The following is a 19,939-nucleotide window of genomic DNA, read 5'->3' as shown; positions in this document are numbered from 1 at the left end:
ACCCTTAACTTTACCGGCCATCCTCGCGAATTGCAATCAAAAAAAACCTTGCGGAAATGAACCCGCAAGGCCCTTTCCAGTTCCTTGCCTCCGCGCAGGGCGGAACAAGGATCGGAAAGAATAAAGAAAAGGGAGAGGAGAAACCGGAGGAAGAACTTATGAGGAAACGTAAGTCTTCTCCGTCACTGGCAACAACGCGTCAAGCGTGTTGCCATTACTCATTATGGACCGTTTGCCGATTTCTATACATGAATGGCGAAAAAATTCCGTAGTTTGACGATCATCAACTTTATGGTAAGATTACCATGAAAACAACGAATCAAATGGATGACAAGGCCACCTTGAAACGGTGAATTGGGTGAAGGCGATGAGAGTCATTTCCGGGACATGCAAAGGACGGCGTCTGCAAGCGGTTCCAGGGATGTCGACGCGGCCGACGACCGATAAAGTCAAAGAAGCGATATTTAATATGATCGGGCCATATTTCTCAGGCGGCAACGGTCTTGATTTGTTTGCTGGCAGCGGCGGCTTGGGCATCGAGGCGCTCAGCCGAGGAATCGAGCGCGTCATTTTCGTCGATCAAGACAGGAAAGCGGTGCAGACGGTCCGAAAAAACGTGGCGGCCTGCGGGCTTGAGAAGCGGGCGGAAATTTACTGCAACGACGCCGAGCGGGCGCTGAAGGCGGTAGCGAAGCGCGGCCTCCGCTTTGCGGTTATTTTCCTTGATCCGCCGTACAAAGAGAAACAGTGGCCGACGTTGCTGTCGTCGATCGCCGGGCGTCAGTTGCTGGAACCGCACGGCGTCGTCGTCGCTGAACACTCGGCGGAGGCGGAGCTGCCGGAGGAGGTCGGCGGCCTGACACGATGGAAGCGGGAAACATACGGTATCACCGGTGTGACGATTTATAGATGGGAAGGGGATGGAAGCGATGGCGAGCATTGCGGTTTGCCCCGGGAGCTTTGACCCTGTGACGTACGGGCATTTGGATATTATTAAACGAGGGGCGAAAGTGTTTGATCAAGTGTATGTGGCGGTGTTGAACAACTCGTCGAAAAAGCCGCTGTTTACTGTCGAGGAGCGGATCGAGCTGCTTCGTGAGGTGACGCGGACGCTTCCGAACGTCCATGTCGAAGCGTTTCACGGCCTGCTTGTTGATTACGCCCGCAGCAAAAAAGCGAATGCCATTTTGCGCGGCTTGCGCGCTGTGTCCGATTTCGAATACGAAATGCAAATTACGTCGATGAACCGCGTTCTTGATGAAAACATTGAAACGTTTTTTATGATGACGAACAGCCAGTATGCGTTTTTAAGCTCGAGCATCGTCAAAGAAGTGGCGAAATACAACGGCGATATTTCCGAGCTCGTGCCCCCGGTTGTTGAGCAGGCGCTGAAGCGGAAATTTGCGTCCACGGCCGCTGATTGACGCTTCCTTATGAAAGCCGCTTAAGCGAACATTGCAGTCGGCGCCGGCCCGGTTTTGCCGTCAAGGGCGGCTCACGGCTGAGACGACGCGAACCGCCCCGATGGCTTTTTGCTGCCAAAAAGCTGGGCGCTCAAGCGTCTTATGAGCGCCCGCGCGATTTACTGACCGCCTTGATGACGAGCCATATATAAAGGCAAAGGAACAACAGTGTCAGGAGCGGCCCGTATTGCTGCAGCAACCGCCAGCCTTCATTCCAAGCGCTGTCTTTTGCGGCGTGAAGAAACGCTGGGATGTGGGTCGGCATCCCGCCGGCTGTTTTGATGTACAACGGTTTCCAAAGCAAGTATGTAAAGGAAGCGGCAAACACTCCGTGCAGCAAGCGCGCGATGAAAAACGGCTGAAAGCGGATGTTCGCTTCGGCGAGAATGCTGGCGACTTGCGCTTGGACGGAAAAACCGCCAAAAGCGAGGACGAAGCTTGTTGCCACTGCTTTTTCCATCAGCATCGCCTCATCGGTCTGACTGATCATTTGGCTGCCGAGTGTAATTTCAAACAAGCCGGAAAACACTGGGATGTCAAGCTGCTCCGGCAGCTGGGCAAGGCGGAGCAGATGGCGCAGCAATGGGGCAAGCTGTTCGGTCAAATGCATCATATACAGAAGTTTATTCATAACCGAAAAGAGAATAATAAAACCGCCGATCATTAACAGTGTTTGGACAGAAGAGCGCACGGCGTCGCCAAGAAGTTTGCCAAGCGGCTGTTCGTTTTTCAGTCGCGTGCGGTGCAGTGTGCGCAGCGCATACGGGAGCGAAAATGAGCGTGGCTGCCGCTTCGATTGCCTCCGTTCTTTTCGGATGCCGTGAAAGCGCATGATCAGCCCAACGCTAATGTTTCCTAAATAGTGGGAAACGGCCAGCACAAGGCCGAGTTGCGGGTTGTTGAAAAATCCCGCTGATACAGCTCCAAAAATAAAAAGTGGGTTGGATGAATTGGTGAACGACGAGAGCCGTTCGGCTTCAATCGTCGTCAGCTGTTTTTCCTGGTACAGGCGGGCGGTCAGCTTGGCTCCAGACGGGTAGCCGGACGCCATTCCCATGGCCCAGGCGAATCCGCCGACGCCCGGGACGCGAAACAACGGGCGCATGAGCGGCTCGAGCAAGACGCCAAGGAAGCTGACGACGCCGAAGCTGATGAGCAGCTCCGAGACGATAAAAAACGGCAAAAGCGATGGAAAGACGACCTCCCACCACATATTTAAACCGCGAATGGACGCTTCAAGCGACTGTTTTGGATAGCAAATGAGCGAAAACGCAAACAAGGTGGCGGCGGAAGCGAGCAATACGGTTTTCCATTTCGCCCCCCAATTTTGTTTCACTTTTCCCCCCCCTTTTTTTGCCGTGCGGTTTCTTGTAGTACAACCTCATATAACCTAATATACGAGCATAGGGGGGCGTTTTAGACCATAAGATGAAAGCGGATAGCGCTGCGACAAAGGGGGGAGGAGGCGTGCCGCCAAAAGTCGGATTGGCGCTCGGGTCGGGAGGAGCGCGCGGGTTCGCCCATCTTGGGGTATTGAAAGTGCTCGAGGAGGAGCATATTCCGATTTCCTATTTGGCCGGCAGCAGCATCGGCGCGCTCGTCGCCGTCCTTTACGCAAGCGGCCATGGCCTCCATCGTCTCTATCGGTTGGCTCAATCGTTTCGACGCAACGATTTTCTTGACTGGACGGTGCCGAAAATGGGACTGATCGCTGGCGAGCGCATCACGCAGTTTATTCGCTTGTTGACGAAAGGGAAACGAATCGAGGAGATGTCCCCGCCTGTGGCTGTTGTCGCCGCTGATTTGCAGACAGGGGAGAAAGTCGTGTTTCGGCAAGGGGAAGCAGCCCAGGCGGTGCGGGCGAGCATCTCGATTCCTGGCATTTTTGTGCCGGCGGAGGTGAATGGCAGACTGCTTGTCGACGGCGGCGTCGTTGACCGGGTGCCAGTGTCGGTCGTCCGAGCGATGGGAGCGGATATTGTCATCGCCGTCGATGTCTCTCCGCTCAACACAAAGGCGGAAATTGCGTCGATCGCCGATGTCATTTGGCAGAGTCTCGATATTTTGCAAGCGGAACTGGTAGCTCACCGTCAGCTCGCCTCAGACGTTATGATCCGGCCGCGAGTCGAACAGTATAGCTCGCGGGCGTTCAAGGATATTGAGGAAATCATCGCTCGCGGGGAAGAGGAGGCGCGGAAGCAAGTGGGAGCGATCCGTCAAGCGATCGAACAGTGGAAGGAGCCATCACACGAATGAAAAAACGGACGTATATTGCCCTGTTTTTCTTTGGCGCCGCCCTCACCTTTCTGCTTATTTTTATGAAGCTGCCGTATTATGTGACGATGCCGGGAAGCGCGCAAAGTTTAAAGCCGCTCGTTCACGTGGAAAACGGCGACCGCGATAAGGGAACGTTTATGCTTACGACGGTGCGGATGGGGCGGGCGAATGTGATAGCGTATTTGTTTGCCCATATCCGCCCTTTTTATGAGCTTCATCCGGTCGAGGAAATCAAGCAGGAAGGGGAGAGCGACAAGGAATATACGATGCGCCAGCTTGAGCTCATGGAACAGTCGAAGGAAGCGGCGATCATCGTCGCTTATCGCCACGCCGGAAAGCCGGTGTCGTATGAACCTCATGGCGTTTATGTCATGAGCGTCCTCCCTGATATGCCGGCCGCCGGCCGTCTAGAGACCGGCGATCGCATCGTCGCGATCGACGGAAAGCCGCTCGGCACATCGGAGCAGATGGTCAACTACATTCGCGGAAAACAAGCGGGTGATCGCGTCCGCGTCGCATTCATTCGCGGCCGGAAGCGGCAGGAAACAGAGCTCGAGCTGAAGCCGTTTCGACAGCACCCGAACCAAGTCGGCCTTGGGGTGACACTCATGACCGATTATGACGTCCGCACCGACCCGCCGGTTGACGTGGAGTCGGAACAAATCGGCGGACCGTCGGCTGGGCTCATGTTTTCACTTGAAATTTACAACCAACTTGTCGATGAAGATATTACAAAAGGTCATAAAATCGCTGGCACCGGAACGATTGATCTTGACGGAAACGTCGGGCCGATCGGCGGTGTTTCGCAAAAAGTCGTGGCCGCTGACCGCGAAGGAGCCGAGGTGTTTTTCGCTCCGAACGAACATGGTGCGCCGACGTCGAACTATCGCGAGGCGGTGCGGACGGCGAAAAAAATCGGGACGCATATGAAAATCGTCCCGGTCGATACGTTCGACGAGGCAGTTCGTTATTTGCGTTCGATGCCGGAAACGTAAATCGGCGCCGTGGCGTATTCTTCTTTCAGCGCGGCGCTGTAGAGCGGCTCCGGAAAAGCGGCGGCGTACACAGCTGCCGCTCTTTTTTCTTGCTCATAAAGAGAGTCGCCGTTGAGTTTGGATGCTCTGGCGACGAGCGGGAGCGCAGCGCTTTTTTTCACCTGCTTTAAGTAGCGGCGGCCGGCTTCACTCATGCCGAGCAGCCGGATATAGGTCGGGTTGGCCGCTTTGGCTTGCTCCTCCTTTGTGAAATTCGTCAACACATGCGCACATAGGCGTTGCAGCCTTGTCCAGGTGTATCGCTTCGTTTTGACGGCGGCAATGAAGGCGGCAAACGTTTCGGCGTGGGCGATGTGTTGCTTCAGCCGGTGTTCGATCCCTTCCTCCACGCCGGCGATGCGGCGCAAGTCGGCCTCTGTGGCGGTCAACAGCCGATATTTTAGGAGCGGAAAATACACTTCCCAATCGTGAAAGCGCCCGTATGTCTCCCGGTATTGGCGGAGTTGTTCGAGCGTAGCGGGCGGAACGTACGCCGCGATCGACTCGAGACGACCGGTTTGTCGCAATGTTTTCCGCAGGCTGGTGGCGCTCGCAATCGACGGGTGGGAAAATGATTCGTCATGATAGCCGGCGGCCAGCCGCGGAATCGTGCGTGGCATCATCGCCAGCTTGTTTTGCCAAATGGCTTTCACATACGCAAAACCAAGCACGTTGTTTGGCTTGGACAAATCAAGCGGAGCGGCGCCGAACTTTTGCCACGCTTCAGCGGCGGCTTTCGGAAAGCTTTGTCCGCGCGCCAGCCCGGTGCGGATGAGGGAATCGAACGTTTCCTTCTGTTCAAGCCATGTTTTGGCCGCGGATAAAAAAGCGGAAATTTCCCCCGATTCGCTGCCAAAGCAAAGCTCTTGGCAGCCGATCGCCGCAAGCAGCTGCACCGCCCCATGTGCGAACTGTTCAGCCGCTTGCACAGCGAAGGCGTACGGCAGCTCGATGACCACATCTACGCCGGCGGCGAGCGCCATTTTTGCCCGCGCCCATTTGGAGACGATGGCCGGCTCACCGCGCTGCAAGAAGTTTCCGCTCATGACGGCGATCAAACAGTCCGCATCTGTCTTTTGTCTCGTTTCGTTCAAATGGTGGAAATGACCGTTGTGAAACGGGTTGTATTCCACGATCACGCCGACGGCTTTCACCTTTTTTCGCTCCTTTCATGGCGATTCGCGCGGCTTGGCCGCAACGAAATGGCTGTCTATTCTATCTGAACTTAGTATGGAATAGAAAGCGGCGAAGATCAACGGCAACATGCGGTGAGGACAGCAAAAGAAACGAAGCGGTCGACCGTTTTCCGATGTCCGCGCGCCGACCGTGCATGTTCAAAATGGCATTTGGAAATGATGGGAGTATGCCGTTCTTTTCCCAAGGAATGAGTGGTTGTAAAGAAAAAACATTGACAAAACTAGAAACGAAACGTATAATTTTATTCGTTGCCTTGAGGTGATGATATGAAATGGACGGTCCAACAGCTTCGCCGTTTTCAACATAAGGAAATGGCGATTGATGAGACGGTCGATGTGTCCGATTTAAAACAAATTGACACGTTGATCCGCGATATTTCGCCGGTGCACGTCCGAGGAAAAGCGGATGTCGGGTCGACAAAATTCACGTTTCATTTGACGTTGTCCGGAACGATGGTGTTGCCTTGTTCGCGGACGCTTGTCGATGTGACGTATCCGTTTTCCATTCAGACGACGGAGACGTTTTTTGCGGATGGCAGCGGCATCGTGAAGACCGATGAGGACACCCATATGGTGGCGGGGGACACGATTGATTTGAATCCCATCATCCGCGAGTTGATTTTGCTTGAAATCCCGTTGCAGCTTATCGCCGAAGGACCGGTTGCCGGCGGAGCGCCGCAACATGGGGAAGGATGGGACGTTCTGTCGGAAGAAGAATGGGAGAAAGCGATGCAAGAGCGGGAAAAGAAAGTAGATCCTCGCCTTGCAGGGCTGGCCAAGTTTTTCGAGGAAAAACGAGAGGAATGATCGTGAGTCGGCGTTGCCGGCCGATGGCGCCGAATATTGCGCACCGTCCGGCAGCCGCCTTGTGTGCCGGCGGATGGCGGCCTCGAGGTTGACTGATTCGCCGGCATGGATATGCCAAAATGCGCCCGACAAGGAGGTGGGAATGATGGCAGTACCTTTTAGAAGAACATCGAAAACGAGAAAACGGCTGCGCCGCACACACTTTAAACTGCAAGTGCCAGGCATGGTGCAATGCCCGAACTGCGGCGAATGGAAATTGGCGCACCGCGTCTGCAAAGCATGCGGAACATACAAAGGAAGAGATGTCGTCAACAAATAATGGCCGACATCGAACGACAGGCTGTCCGAAAAGAGGACAGCCTTTTTGATTGTCTGCAAAAAATCAACGCTGTTCGTCTAGGCGGCAGTTTTTTTCGTCGTGAGGCAGGAAATTGAAGAGAACGCGCCCAATTCATTGATGTGATGAAGAAAGGAGAGACGTGCTGATGGAAGCAATGTTGGAGCATCATGACGGCATTGCACTGTTTACGATTTGCCGTCCAGAGAAACGGAATGCGATCAATTTTGCCGTGATGGGGGCGCTTGAGGAGGCGATGGAACAGGCGGCGGCTGATCCACAGGTGAAAGTGTTCGCCATTACCGGCGCCGGCAGCGAGGCGTTTTGCTCCGGCGGCGATTTGAGCGAGTTTGGGCATTTGCGCGGCACGGAGGCAAGACAGATGCTCATGCGCATGGGAGAGCTGCTGTACAGGCTGCTGACGTTTCCGAAGCCGACGGCCGCCCTTGTCAACGGAACAGCGATGGGGGGCGGCTGCGAGCTGGCGACCGCTTGCGATTTTCGCTTTGCCAAAGAAGGAAGCCGGATCGGATTTGTGCAAGGCCGGCTTGGCATTACAACCGGCTGGGGAGGAGCGTCGATGCTGTTTGCCAAACTTCCGTACGGGCGGGCGCTTGACTTATTGCTGCGCGCCGAGCCGATGACGGCGGAGGCGATGGAAGCGTGCGGTTGGGTTGACGCCATCCTGCCAGCCGAACATTGGCGCGAACAATGGCGTGAACGGCTGGCGCCTTATGCGGAGCGGTCGCTTTCCGTCTTGCAGGCATATAAGGCCGCAGCCGGCGAAAAATGGCGAACAGCTTGGTTTCGAGAGCGGTTTTTCGCCGAGATCGCCCGTTGCGCCGAGCTGTGGGGGTCGGCTGAACATGAACAGGCATTGCGTCCTTTTTTGTGTAAGAAGTAATTTTTTCCTTCTACCGTTTCTACTAGCCGCATACATATAATGACAAAGCGGCGATAAGGGGGGAAGGGGATGACGGGAGTACGTCAAGATGCATGGACGAAAGAAGAGGATGAGTTGTTGGCGAATGTTGTGCTTCAGTATATTCGCGAAGGCGGCACCCAGCTGGAGGCGTTTGCCGAAGTCGGGCGGCGCTTGTCGCGGACGGCGGCAGCGTGCGGATTTCGCTGGAATTCGTGCGTTCGCAAGCAGTACAAGGAGGAGATCGAGCAAGCCAAGCAAGAACGGAAGATGCGAAAAAAAGAAACCCCATCAACAAAGGAAAGCGAGGGGCAGGAGAAGGTGGAAGCGGCAGTCAAAAGCCATTTGTCATGGGCGGAAGTGCTGGCCTTTTTGCAAGCTGAGGAGCAAAAGGCGCGCGACGCTCGACGGACGGCCGATGAAAACCGGGCGCTCAAAAACGATATGGAGCAGCTGCAGCAAATGGTAACGAAGTTGCAAATGGAAAAAGAATCGCTGCAAAAACAACTAGCTGCGATCCAGGAGGAGTATAAAACGCTGCTTTCCATTATGGAGCGGGCGCGCAAAATGGTGACAGACAGCGGGAAACCGGCGCCGAATGCAGTGGCTGAAGGCGTCGACGAAGGGTAAAGGCTGGCTTTTCGCCGGCTTTTTTTCTTAACGGAAGAAGAAGATCTCTGCTAAAATAAGGCTAACGCCATGTTGCAAGAAAGCGGGGGAGAAGGATTGAACATTGGGATTGTCGGCGGCGGAGCAGTCGGATTGCTGCTCGCCGCTTATCTTGGGCGGCGCCATGGGGTTTTTCGGCTCACTTTTAGTCTGACTCCNCCATGTTGCAAGAAAGCGGGGGAGAAGGATTGAACATTGGGATTGTCGGCGGCGGAGCAGTCGGATTGCTGCTCGCCGCTTATCTTGGGCGGCGCCATGGGGTGACGGTCTATACGAGGCGTCCGTCCCAAGCAAGGCAGCTTGCCGAGCATGGTGTGGCGCTAAAAAAAGATGGCGAGACATCGGTCGTGGCGGTGCGCGCGCAGCCGTTTGCTGGAGCGGAGCTGGACGAGCCGCTCGTGTTTGTGACCGTCAAACAGTACGATCTCGCTTCCGTCTGTGCGCAAATCGACGCGTTTCGCCGCGTTCGCACGCTCGTTTTTTTGCAAAACGGCATGGGACATCTCGAGCAGTTGACGATGTTTGCCGACAAAAATGTCCTCGTCGGCGTCGTGGAGCATGGCGCAATGAAGCTAGATGACCGGACGGTGGCGCATACGGGCGCCGGAAAGCTGACACTTGCTTCCCGCTACGGTTCACTTGGCGACGCCCGGGAGCTTCGGGAAGGGGAGCGCGGCTTTCCGATCGAATGGGCCGATGATTGGGAGCGCATTCTTGTGGACAAGCTTGTCGTCAACGCCGTCATCAATCCGCTCACCGCTCTATTGCAAGTGAAAAACGGGGCGCTGCTAGAAACGGCTCCGTACCGCGATATGATGAGGCAGCTGTTTGATGAGGTGCGGAACGTGCTGCCGCTTGAAGACGCCAATCGGGCGTGGGAGCGCGTCGTCCGCATATGCCAAAAAACAGCGGACAACTATTCGTCGATGTATATGGACTTGGCGAACGGGCGCCGGACGGAGATTGACGCCATTTTGGGCTATGTGTTGAAACAAGGGGAGGCGCGCGGCGCTATGCTGCCGGTCGTCCGCTTTGTCTTTTGCGCGGTGAAAGGGAAGGAAGGGAGAGAGACGGATGGGTGATTGGCTCGCTTCAACGCTGGCGACGTTTGTGACCGCGCCGCTTCTGCTGTTTTTGCTCGTCTACTTCGGAGCACGCTTGGTCGGCAGGCGGAGGCGGGCAGCGTTTTACGCCGCGGTCAACGCTGCGACTGTTTTTTTCATCGCCGCTGTCTATTTTTTGCTGACAGTGCTGTTTGGGAAATCGTACTTCGTTCCTCTTCTTCTCTTTTTGTTTGGTCTGCACGCGGCGATCGCGCTTGGCTATTGGCGGAAAAAGGCGGACTTTCGGTTGCGGACGGTGTTCCGCGTCTTTTGGCGGGCGAGTTTTCTCATTTTTGCCTCCCTTTACGCCGGGCTGCTTGTATACGGAATGGCCATTCGCGTTGCGATGAGCCTTTAGTGTGGCCGAGCAAGCCTTTTTTCTCTTGGCAATAAACGTGCTATACTCATGAAAGAATACATAAGAAAGGGAGTTTTTAGCCATGGAAGTTCGCGAAATTCCGTTGCCAGCAGCGACGAAATTGGCGGCTGATTACATAACCGGCGCGTTTCCAGCAGAGAGCGGCTTCGCTTATGCCCAGGCGGACGATGAAGCGTTTTGTCGGCGGTTGGCCTATTTGCAAGGAAGAACCTATGACCGAGAAGGGCTTGCCGACTATTTGCGTGCTTATCACCGGCGCTTCTCGGCGAGTGTGGCTACGATGGCAAACATTGAGAAACTGCGCAATGAGCGAAGCGTCGTCATTGTCGGCGGGCAGCAAGCCGGGCTGTTGACTGGGCCGCTGTATACGATTTATAAGATCATCACCATCATCCAGCTTGCCAAAGAGCAGGAACGAAAATTGGGCGTGCCGGTCGTGCCGCTGTTTTGGATCGCCGGCGAAGATCATGACATCGCGGAAATCGATCATGTCTATGTCGTTGAGGAAGGAGAAGTAAAAAAAGCAGCGTACCCACACAAAACGAACGAAAAACGGATGGCCGCCGATGTGCTGCTGGACCGGATGGCTGCGAAAGAGTGGATCGAGCGCGTCGTCAAAACATATGGGGAAACGGACGTGACGAATGAGCTGCTCTTCTTTTTGTCATCGTGTCTTGATGAGGCGCGCACGTTTGTCGACTTTTTTGCCGCCATTGTGCTCCGGTTGTTCGCTGATCACGGTTTAGTTGTTTTGAACGCTGGCGATGCGGCGGTGCGGCCGCTTGAGCGCCGCTTTTTCGCTGCGCTCATTGAACGCCATCGCGATGTGACGGCCGCGGTGCTCGCTCAGCAAGAGGCGTTGCGCACGCTCGGATATGCGCCGCTGATTGAAATCGGTCGTGACGCGGCCAACTTGTTTTATTACGACGGCCGTGAACGTTCGCTTTTGCAGTATGATGAGGAACGCGGCCTGTTTCACAATAAAGCGGGAACTCTCGTTTGGACAAGAGAAGAGCTGCTTGAGCTTGCCGAAACGAATCCGGCCCGTTTAAGCAACAATGTCGTCACCCGTCCGCTCATGCAAGAGCATTTGCTGCCGACGCTCGCTTTCGTTGCCGGACCGGGGGAGATCGCTTATTGGGCGGAATTGAAAGAGGCGTTCCCGCTTTTCGACCTAGAAATGCCTCCAGTCGTGCCGCGTCTGCAGGCGACGATTGTCAGCCGTTCGCTGCAAACCGACCTGTCCGATATCGGTCTTGAGGTGGCTGATGTATTGACTGGGCGGCTCGATGAAGCAAAGCGGGAGTGGCGGGAGGCGACCGCTCAAGCGCCGCTTGCTTCGGCGTTTGCCAAAGCGAAGGCGGACATTGACGCGGCGCACCGGCCGCTTCGTGAGCTTGGGGTGGCGATTGACCGCGGATTGGAGGGATTGGTGGCGAAAAATGCCGCCATCCTTCAGGCGCAAATCGAGTTTCTTCAGCACGCGCTCGAGCGGGCGCTGTTGCGCAAACATGAGACGGAGTGGCGGAAATTTTGGCGCATCGAGACGTCGCTTCGGCCGAACGGCGCGCTCCAGGAGCGGGTTTGGAACGTGTTTTATTACATCAACCGCTACGGATTTGATTTTGTAGAAAAACTTTTGGCCATTCGCAGTCCTGGCAATGGAATGCATAAAATTGTATATATGTGAGGCTTTTTCAAAGAAAAAGTCGAAAAGAAACATCCTGCTTTGAGCAGGATTTTCTTTTTTGTGAAATGAATTGTAAAAAAACAACATTCATTAAATGGAAATAAAAGTAAAGGGGTGAAGCCGCCAGGATGGCTGTGATTGGCCCGTCCGACAAAAAGAAACAAAAAAGGACGTTTTTTTACAAAAAAAGCTAAAATTTTGTCCATCTTTGCGATATAATAAGGAGGCGGCCACTGGCCGATGTGAGTGTGGCTTTACGCAACGAAGGTGGTGGACATGTGTTTCAACATACAACAGTGTTGCTGAAAGAGGCAGTCGATGGGCTGAACATCCGCCCTGACGGCATTTACGTCGATTGTACGCTGGGCAGCGGCGGCCATAGCGAATATTTGCTCTCCCGTTTGTCGGAACATGGGAAGCTGTTTGCCTTTGACCAAGACGAAGCCGCCATCATGCATGCGCGCGAACGGCTCGCCCGCTACGGCCGGCAAGTGCAGTTTGTGCACCGGAACTTCCGGTTTTTGCAAGAGGAGCTTTCGGCGCTTGGCGTCAAGTCCGTCGACGGCGTCTTGTTTGATTTGGGTGTTTCTTCACCGCAGCTTGACGAACCCGAGCGCGGCTTCAGTTATCAGCACGATGCGCCGCTTGATATGCGGATGAACCGCAAGCAGCGGCTGACGGCGGCGGAGATTGTCAACTGCTGGCCATACGAGGAGCTCGTCCGCATCTTTTTCCGTTACGGCGAAGAGAGGTTTTCGAAGCAAGTGGCGCGCAAAATCGAGGAAGTGCGCCGCACGAGGCCGATTAAAACGACGGGGGAGCTCGTTGATGTGATCAAGGCGGCGATTCCCGCCCCGGCTCGCCGCAGCGGCGGACACCCGGCCAAACGCATTTTTCAGGCGCTCCGCATCGCGGTCAACGACGAACTTGAGGCGTTTCGCGAGGCGCTCGAGCAGGCGATCGAACTGCTTGCACCCGGTGGACGGGTGAGCGTCATTACGTTTCATTCGCTTGAAGATCGCATTTGCAAAGAAACGTTTAAAAAGGCGAGCGAAAGTCCGCCATTGCCTCCGGGGCTTCCGGTTCTCCCCGACGACTACCGCCCCGTGCTGAAAATCATTACAAAAAAACCGATCGTTCCTTCCGAGGAAGAGCTCGAACGAAACCACCGCGCCCGTTCGGCCAAACTCCGCATTGCCGAAAAGCTGTAGATGACGAAAATAGCGGGGAAACACAACCAATTTCAATGTGGGCGCCGCCCATTGCGGCGAAAAACGAATGCATGGAGAAACAGGAGGGGAAAAATGTGAACGATGCAGCAGTCAAAGTCGCGCGTGAACAACGACATCCGGCGGCACCGCCAAGCCCGAAGACGCGGCGGAAGCAGCGCTTTCGCCTGTCGCTGGCTGAAAAGATGCTATTTGTGTTGTTTTTCTTGTTTGTCTTCTATGCGGCGGTTCATATCGTCTCGAACCAAGTGCGCATTTACGAATTGAACAAAGGGGTGCAAAAGCTCGAGGCGTCGATTGACGAGCAGAAAAAGGAGAACAATGACCTATATGTCGAGGTGCAACGGCTGAGCGCGTACGAACGCATTTTGCAAAAGGCAAAAGAGCTCGGTTTGTCGCTCAACGAAAACCATGTGAAAGTTGTGCAGGAATGATCGGTGATGGAGGCAAGAAAGCATCGCAACACCCATCAGGGAGCGTTCATCCTGTTTTGCCTGTTCGGCTTTCTCTTTTCTCTGTTGTTCGCCCGCTTTGTGCAGCTTGAATGGACCGGCAAAGCGGACGGCCAAACGCTGGCTGTGATCGCGGAGCGGCAGCATCAACAAACGCGGACGATCAAGGCGAAGCGCGGAACGATTTTCGACCGCAACGGCGCCATTTTGGCTGAAGATGTACCGTCGTATACGGTTGTGGCCGTTTTGGATCCGAAGATGACAACCGATCCAGATCATCCGCACCATGTGGTCGATCCGAAAAAAACAGCGGAACAACTCGCCCCGTTGCTTGGCATGGACGTCGAGGCGATGGAACGCATTTTGACCAAAAAAGCGAAGCAAGTCGAGTTTGGGGCCTACGGCCGCAACATCAGTTTTGAGCTGAAGCGAAAAATCGAAGCGCTCCATTTGCCAGGCATCGCTTTCATCCGCGACACGAGCCGGTTTTATCCGAACGGCATGTTTGCGTCGCACGTCATCGGCTATGCGCAAAAAAATGCAGCCAACGAAACGGTCGGCAAAATGGGAGTGGAAAAAGAGCTTGACCGGTATTTGCGTGAAGAAGACGGCTATGTGTCGTTTGCCGGCGACATAAACGGCTTCCGCCTCCCCGGGGGGAAAGAGCGCATTGTCAAGCCGGACAATGGGGCAAACGTCTATTTGACGATTGACGGAAAGATTCAATCGTTTTTGGAAGATGCGATGAACAGCGTCGAGAAGCAATACAAGCCGAAAAAAATGATCGCCATCGTCGCTGATCCAAAAACAGGGAAAATTTTGGCGATGGCGACGCGTCCGAGCTTTGACCCAAACAAGCGTGATATTACGAACTTTTTAAATGACGCCATTTCCTATCCGTATGAGCCGGGATCGACGATGAAAGTGTTCACGCTCGCGGCGGCCATCAACGAAGGAGTGTATAACGGCAACGAAACGTATCGCTCCGGTTCCTACAAAGTGGGGCCGAACACGATCCGCGACCATAACGATGTCGGCTGGGGGACGATCACGTTTAATGAAGGGGTGCAGCGCTCTTCAAACGTCGCCTTTTCGATTTTAGTGAAAGAAAAGCTTGGTGAAGATCGGTTTTTGCAATATTTGCACCGTTTCCATTTTGACCGGAAAACGGGCATCGATTTGCCGAACGAAGCGGTCGGACAAATCCGCTATCGCTACCCGATTGAACGAATTACGACCGGATTCGGCCAAGGGACATCGGTGACGCCAATCCAGCAAATCCAAGCGGCGACGGCGATCGCCAACGATGGGAAAATGATGAAGCCGTATGTCATCGAGAAAGTCGTCGACCCAGACAGCGGCAAAGTCGTGCTCGATCATGGGCCGACCGTGGTCGGCGAGCCGATTACGGCGGAAACCGCGCGCAAAGTGCGCGCCATTTTAGAGACGGTCGTCACGTCCGAGCACGGCACCGGCCGTCCGTACCAAATCAACGGCTACCGCGTCGCCGGCAAAACGGGGACGGCGCAAATTCCGTCGGCTTCCGGGGGCTATTTGACCGGACGGGAAAACTACATTTTTTCGTTTTTAGGCATGGCGCCGACGGATGATCCGAAGCTTCTCATGTATGTCGCGGTCCAACAGCCGCACCTCGATGTGACTGAAACCGGAGCGGCGCCGGTGTCGCAAATTTTTACGACGGTGATGAAAAGCAGTTTGCAATATTTGCATATTGAACCGAACGGGGAAAAACGAATGAAAGCAAAGACTGCCCAACCGCAGGCGCTTGATTCATGGATCGGCCAGCCGGCGGCTTCGGCAGCAGAGCAGCTGAAGGAAAAGGGATATGTGCCGGTCGTGATCGGCCGCGGCAAATATGTTGAGCAGCAGCTTCCGCAAGGCGGCGATCACGTTCTTTTGGGCGAACGGGTCGTGTTGAAAACGGACGGGGCGGCAACGATGCCGGATTTGCGCGGCTTCTCGCTGCGCGACGCTATGAAAGTGGCTCATATACTCGGCTTGCGGCCGAGCACGAAAGGGACCGGCTATGTCGTCAGCCAAAACATTCGTCCGGGAGCGGAGGTGCGCAAAGGCGATTATTTAATTGTTGAATTGGCTCCGCCGCGCCAATGGGAGAAAGAGGCGGCGGAGAAGGAGAAAGAGGCGGCTTTACGGAAAGAAGCCGAGCCGCATGAATGATTTTTGCCGTTCTATAACGGGGCGTACAAGCATATAGTGGAACGAGCCCACCATGAAGGAGGTTCCGCCATATGCGCGTATCGTACGTTACCGTGCGCAAGCGGTTGACGATCGTGTTTTTGATCGGGATTTTGATCTTTGCCATTATCGATCTCCGTCTCGGCTACGTCCAATTTTGGCTCGGCGATCTATTAGCGGAACGGGCGAAAGGGCTATGGGGCCGGAACATTCCGTTTGAGCCGAAGCGAGGCGAAATTTTGGACCGCAACGGCGTCCCGCTGGCGACGAACATGAGCGCGCCGACGGTGTATGTCATTCCGCGGCAAGTCAAAAACCCGGCAGAGGCGGCGAAAAAGCTGGCCGGGGTGCTGGGCGGTTCGATCGAATCCATCTATAAACAAATCACGCAAAAAACGTCGATCGTCCGCCTGAAAGAAGGGCGGAAAATTTCCGATGAAAAAGCGGCGAATGTGCGCTCCCTCGACTTGGATGGGGTGTATATCGCGGAAGATACGAAGCGCTACTATCCGTTTGGCAGCTATTTGTCGCACGTGCTCGGCTTCACCGGCATTGACAACCAAGGGCTCACCGGGTTGGAGCTGTATTATGACAAGGAACTGAGGGGCGAGCGCGGCTCCGTGCAGTTTTATTCCGATGCGAAAGGGCGGCGCATGCCCGATATCGCTGATGACTATACGCCGCCGACTGACGGCTTGAATTTGGTGTTGACGATCGATTCGCGCATTCAGACGATCATTGAGCGCGAACTTGACATCGCGGAGGCGAAATACAATCCGGACGGCATCATCGCGATCGCCATGGACCCGAACACCGGTGAAATTTTGGCGATGGCGAGCCGGCCGACGTTCAATCCAGCGGATTACCGGAGCGTTCCTCCGGAAATTTACAACCGCAACTTGCCGATTTGGAGCACGTACGAACCGGGATCGACGTTTAAAATCATTACGCTGGCCGCAGCGCTTGAGGAACATAAGGTGAATTTGCTGAAAGACCATTTCTTTGACCCGGGCTACGCCAAAGTAGCCGGCGCTACGCTTCGCTGCTGGAAAAAAGGCGGCCACGGAGATCAGACGTTTTTGGAAGTCGTGCAAAACTCGTGCAACCCGGGGTTTGTCGAGCTTGGCGAGCGGCTTGGAAAGGAGACGTTGTTTCGTTACATTAAGCAATTCGGTTTTGGTGAGAAAACGGGCATCGACTTGCAAGGCGAAGGAACAGGCATTTTGTTTGATTTGAAACGGGTCGGGCCGGTGGAACTGGCAACGACGGCGTTTGGCCAAGGGGTGTCGGTGACGCCGATCCAGCAAGTCGCTGCCGTGTCGGCGGCAATCAATGGCGGTATTTTGTACACTCCGTACATTGCCAAGCAGTGGGTCGACCCGGAAACAGGAGAGATCGTCCGCCGCAACACGCCAAAAGCGAAACGGCGCGTCATTTCCGAGGAAACATCGAAACAAGTCCGTTACGCACTTGAGAGCGTCGTCGCTCAAGGAACAGGGAAAAAGGCGTATGTCGAAGGGTACCGCGTCGGCGGCAAAACGGGAACGGCGCAAAAGGCGCAAGGCGGCCGCTATTTGCAAAACAACCATATCGTTTCGTTCATCGGCTTCGCTCCGGCGGATGACCCGAAGCTTGTCGTGTACGTCGCCGTCGACAACCCGAAAGGAACGGTTCAGTTCGGCGGCACGGTCGCTGCCCCGATTGTAGGAAAAATTATGGAAGATAGTTTGCGCACGTTGGGCGTGAAGCCCCGCAAAGACCAGCTCGAGAAGGAGCGCGACTGGAACGAGCCGAAAGTCATTGAAGTGCCAAACTTGATCGGAATGACAAAAAATGATTTGCAAGAGCAGCTTTTTGACTTAAAATTAGATGTTAGTGGCGAGGGAGATGTCGTTGTTGAACAATCCCCGAAGCCAGGGGCGAAAGTGAAAGAAGGTTCAACGGTCCGCATTTATTTGGCGAAACGCGAAGCGGTAGAAGAACGGTAAGACGAACGCGCAAGGGGCGACCGATGCGATGACACATCGGGTTGGTTGTGCCCCTTTTTCCGCTGTCTGCCTAACGGAGCGGACGATTTCGAAGCGAAAGGGATGAACGAAATATGAAACTGCTGACGCTGCTGTCACACTTGCCCGGTTTTTGGGTGCACCATGGAGGCAATCCCGATATCGTGGCGCTCGAAATGGACTCGCGCCGCGTTGCCTCCGGTTCTCTCTTTTTTTGCCTTAAAGGGTTTACAGTAGACGGACACGACTTTGCCGAGGAAGCGGTGGCGCGCGGAGCGGCGGCGATCGTGGCCGAGCGGCCGCTTTCCGTTGATGTTCCCGTCGTTCTTGTGTCGGACAGCCGGCGGGCGATGGCGATTTTAGCGGACGCGTTTTACGGGCGGCCGACCCACCGCCTTCATTTAATCGGAGTGACAGGCACAAACGGCAAGACGACGACAACGTCGATCATCGAACAAATCGCGAGAAAAACCGGCAAGAAAACAGGGCTCATTGGCACGGTTCACATCAAGGTCGGCGACCGCTCCTATCCGGCGGCCAATACGACGCCGGAGTCGCTCATTTTGCAGCGCATGTTTAAACAGATGGTCGATGAAGGAGTGGAGTTTGTCGCCATGGAAGTGTCGTCGCACGCGCTGCACCAAGGGCGGGTGCATGGCTGCGATTACGATGTGGCCGTCTTTACGAACTTAACGCAAGACCATTTGGATTATCACGGGACAATGGAAGAATATCGGAACGCCAAAGGGCTTTTGTTTGCCCAGCTCGGCAACCGCTACGACGAACGGCGGCCGAAATTTGCCGTTCTCAATCATGACGATCCGGTTTCGCAGTATTATAAACATATGACGGCCGCGCCGATCGTCACATACGGGATGAGGGAAAAAAGCGATGTGATGGCGGAACAGATCCGCATGACCGCAGGCGGCATGGCGTTTCGGCTTTGCACGCCGCACGGATCGGCGGCGGTCGAAACGAAACTTGTCGGCTCGTTCAATGTCTATAACATTCTCGCCGCTGCCGCTGCCTGCCTTGCCTCTGGCTTTTCGCTTGAAACGATCGCCGCGGCGCTTGCGGATGTCGAGCCGGTGCCGGGGCGGTTTGAAACGGTTGATGAAGGGCAAAACTTTACGATCATCGTCGATTACGCCCACACGCCGGACAGTTTAGAAAATGCCTTAAAAACGGTGCGCCAATTGGCGAAGCGAAACGTGTATGTCGTCATCGGCTGCGGCGGCGACCGCGACCCGTCGAAACGGCCGCTCATGGCGCAGGTGGCGGTGCGGTATGCGGATGTCGCTATTTTTACCTCCGACAATCCGCGTTCGGAAGACCCGAAGCAAATTTTGCGCGACATGGAAGCGGGAGTAAGCGCTGAGATCGGAAAGCATGTGACGATTCCTGACCGTGAAGAGGCGATCCGCTACGCCATTGGCCAGGCGCAGGAAGGCGATGTTGTGTTGATTGCCGGCAAAGGGCATGAAACGTATCAAATCATTGGCAACGATGTGATTGAGTTTGACGATCGCGCTGTTGCCCGAGCGGCAGTGAAGGAGAGAGGATGACCATGATCGCATACAGGACGGTGCAATCGATGGCGGTGGAGGCGCGCGGCATTGTTGATGAAACGATCCGCTTTCACGCCGTGTTCGTCAACCCAGCCAAACAAGTGAAAAAAGGGTTGTTCGTTCCGCTCGAAAACGGGGCGGAAACATTGAAAACGGCGATTGAACACGGAGCGATCGCTTCATTTTGGCGTCTGGGAGAGCCGTTGCCGCGCTACATTCCAAATCAATTTCCGATCTTTTTCGTTCCGTCGCCGCTCGAGGCGGCAGCGGCATTGTTCGAGCGATACTTGGAGCAAGACCGTGCAGAGGGTGTGCAGTTTTTCTTCGCTCTTCCTGAAGACAGCCCCCTTGCTGGCGAGGCTGTGCGCCGCCGACTGGCGGAATTGGAGAAGCGATGGCTGGACGCTCGGCCGTTTAAAGGATGTGACGATGCATGCCAGAACAAGCGATCGTGATTGCCATGGCGGTTTCCTTTCTCATCACTGTCGTTTTGTCGCCGCTGTTCATCCCGTTTTTGCGGCGGTTGAAATTCGGACAAAGCATCCGCGAGGAAGGGCCGAAGTTTTCGGCGCGCTTTTCGCTTGTCAAGC

The 19,939-nt window shown here is 54.9% G+C and carries 19 protein-coding genes and 1 pseudogene; 18 read left to right on the top strand and 2 right to left on the bottom strand.

The features are described 5' to 3' along the window. Positions 1-367: 367 nt before the first annotated feature. On the top strand, positions 368-964 hold the full coding sequence (gene rsmD / locus T260_RS128675) for a 16S rRNA (guanine(966)-N(2))-methyltransferase RsmD (protein ID WP_011230598.1): 597 nt from the start codon (positions 368-370) through the stop codon (positions 962-964). After that, positions 930-1,424, top strand: coding sequence for a pantetheine-phosphate adenylyltransferase (gene coaD / locus T260_RS128680; protein WP_011230599.1), 495 nt, complete (start codon positions 930-932; stop codon positions 1,422-1,424). Before rsmD ends, coaD begins: the two co-directional genes overlap by 35 nt. 139 nt (positions 1,425-1,563) lie before the next feature. Here the strand turns inward: coaD and spoVV are convergent, their stop codons facing one another. Next, complete coding sequence (gene spoVV, locus T260_RS128685) at positions 1,564-2,799, bottom strand: dipicolinic acid transporter SpoVV (RefSeq protein WP_011230600.1); 1,236 nt, start codon at positions 2,797-2,799, stop codon at positions 1,564-1,566. A 131-nt stretch (positions 2,800-2,930) separates the two neighbouring features. On the opposite strand from spoVV, the gene T260_RS128690 reads away from it, so the two are divergent. Together T260_RS128690 and T260_RS128695 are read left to right on the top strand one after the other, a co-directional pair. Beyond that, positions 2,931-3,719, top strand: coding sequence for a patatin-like phospholipase family protein (locus T260_RS128690; RefSeq protein WP_011230601.1), 789 nt, complete (start codon positions 2,931-2,933; stop codon positions 3,717-3,719). Continuing rightward, a complete protein-coding gene (locus T260_RS128695; protein ID WP_023634051.1) occupies positions 3,716-4,735 on the top strand; it encodes a SepM family pheromone-processing serine protease in 1,020 nt (339 codons plus the stop codon). The genes T260_RS128690 and T260_RS128695 overlap by 4 nt, the downstream gene beginning before the upstream one ends. Here T260_RS128695 and T260_RS128700 read toward each other — a convergent pair. Continuing rightward, entirely contained in the window at positions 4,708-5,928 is a 1,221-nt protein-coding gene (locus tag T260_RS128700) for a nucleotidyltransferase (RefSeq protein WP_011230603.1), read from the bottom strand. The genes T260_RS128695 and T260_RS128700 overlap by 28 nt on opposite strands. Positions 5,929-6,237: 309 nt before the next feature. Between T260_RS128700 and T260_RS128705 the strand changes: the two genes are divergently transcribed. The 14 genes and pseudogenes from T260_RS128705 to T260_RS1000000140785 all read left to right on the top strand — a co-directional run. Next, positions 6,238-6,777: a YceD family protein gene (locus T260_RS128705; protein ID WP_011230604.1), complete on the top strand. Its 540-nt coding sequence runs from the start codon at positions 6,238-6,240 to the stop codon at positions 6,775-6,777. Between the two features lie 145 nt (positions 6,778-6,922). Then, the gene (rpmF, locus tag T260_RS0120345) at positions 6,923-7,096 is read left to right on the top strand and encodes a 50S ribosomal protein L32 (RefSeq protein WP_011230605.1); all 174 of its coding nucleotides are present in this window, start codon (positions 6,923-6,925) and stop codon (positions 7,094-7,096) included. A 166-nt stretch (positions 7,097-7,262) separates the two neighbouring features. Next, a complete protein-coding gene (locus T260_RS128710; protein WP_011230606.1) occupies positions 7,263-8,018 on the top strand; it encodes an enoyl-CoA hydratase/isomerase family protein in 756 nt (251 codons plus the stop codon). Positions 8,019-8,087: 69 nt separating this feature from the next. Continuing rightward, positions 8,088-8,666: an RsfA family transcriptional regulator gene (locus T260_RS128715; protein ID WP_011230607.1), complete on the top strand. Its 579-nt coding sequence runs from the start codon at positions 8,088-8,090 to the stop codon at positions 8,664-8,666. 200 nt (positions 8,667-8,866) lie between these two features. Beyond that, the gene (locus T260_RS128720) at positions 8,867-9,787 is read left to right on the top strand and encodes a 2-dehydropantoate 2-reductase (protein ID WP_014195370.1); all 921 of its coding nucleotides are present in this window, start codon (positions 8,867-8,869) and stop codon (positions 9,785-9,787) included. After that, complete coding sequence (locus T260_RS128725; protein ID WP_011230609.1) at positions 9,780-10,166, top strand: DUF3397 domain-containing protein; 387 nt, start codon at positions 9,780-9,782, stop codon at positions 10,164-10,166. The genes T260_RS128720 and T260_RS128725 overlap by 8 nt, the downstream gene beginning before the upstream one ends. A gap of 82 nt (positions 10,167-10,248) precedes the next feature. Continuing rightward, positions 10,249-11,877 (top strand): bacillithiol biosynthesis cysteine-adding enzyme BshC, encoded by a 1,629-nt coding sequence (gene bshC, locus T260_RS128730; RefSeq protein ID WP_011230610.1) that lies wholly within the window; start codon positions 10,249-10,251, stop codon positions 11,875-11,877. A 278-nt stretch (positions 11,878-12,155) separates the two neighbouring features. Then, entirely contained in the window at positions 12,156-13,088 is a 933-nt protein-coding gene (gene rsmH, locus T260_RS128735; RefSeq protein WP_011230611.1) for a 16S rRNA (cytosine(1402)-N(4))-methyltransferase RsmH, read from the top strand. A 95-nt stretch (positions 13,089-13,183) separates the two neighbouring features. Continuing rightward, positions 13,184-13,540, top strand: coding sequence for a cell division protein FtsL (gene ftsL, locus T260_RS128740; protein ID WP_011230612.1), 357 nt, complete (start codon positions 13,184-13,186; stop codon positions 13,538-13,540). Positions 13,541-13,546: 6 nt separating this feature from the next. Next, the gene (locus T260_RS128745) at positions 13,547-15,757 is read left to right on the top strand and encodes a penicillin-binding protein (RefSeq protein WP_023634049.1); all 2,211 of its coding nucleotides are present in this window, start codon (positions 13,547-13,549) and stop codon (positions 15,755-15,757) included. 71 nt (positions 15,758-15,828) lie between these two features. After that, positions 15,829-17,763: a stage V sporulation protein D gene (locus tag T260_RS128750; RefSeq protein ID WP_011230614.1), complete on the top strand. Its 1,935-nt coding sequence runs from the start codon at positions 15,829-15,831 to the stop codon at positions 17,761-17,763. A 113-nt stretch (positions 17,764-17,876) separates the two neighbouring features. Further along, entirely contained in the window at positions 17,877-19,346 is a 1,470-nt protein-coding gene (locus T260_RS128755) for a UDP-N-acetylmuramoyl-L-alanyl-D-glutamate--2,6-diaminopimelate ligase (RefSeq protein WP_023634048.1), read from the top strand. Beyond that, complete coding sequence (locus T260_RS128760) at positions 19,343-19,804, top strand: hypothetical protein (protein ID WP_011230616.1); 462 nt, start codon at positions 19,343-19,345, stop codon at positions 19,802-19,804. Before T260_RS128755 ends, T260_RS128760 begins: the two co-directional genes overlap by 4 nt. Continuing rightward, a pseudogene (locus T260_RS1000000140785) lies at positions 19,783-19,915 on the top strand (phospho-N-acetylmuramoyl-pentapeptide-transferase); the annotation flags it as partial. The gene T260_RS128760 and the pseudogene T260_RS1000000140785, both read left to right, overlap by 22 nt. Positions 19,916-19,939 lie beyond the last annotated feature (24 nt).

Origin of the sequence: Geobacillus thermopakistaniensis (assembly GCF_000498995.1) — a bacterium.
GTDB lineage: Bacteria > Bacillota > Bacilli > Bacillales > Anoxybacillaceae > Geobacillus > Geobacillus thermoleovorans.
This window is presented reverse-complemented; position numbering and strand designations above follow the sequence as displayed.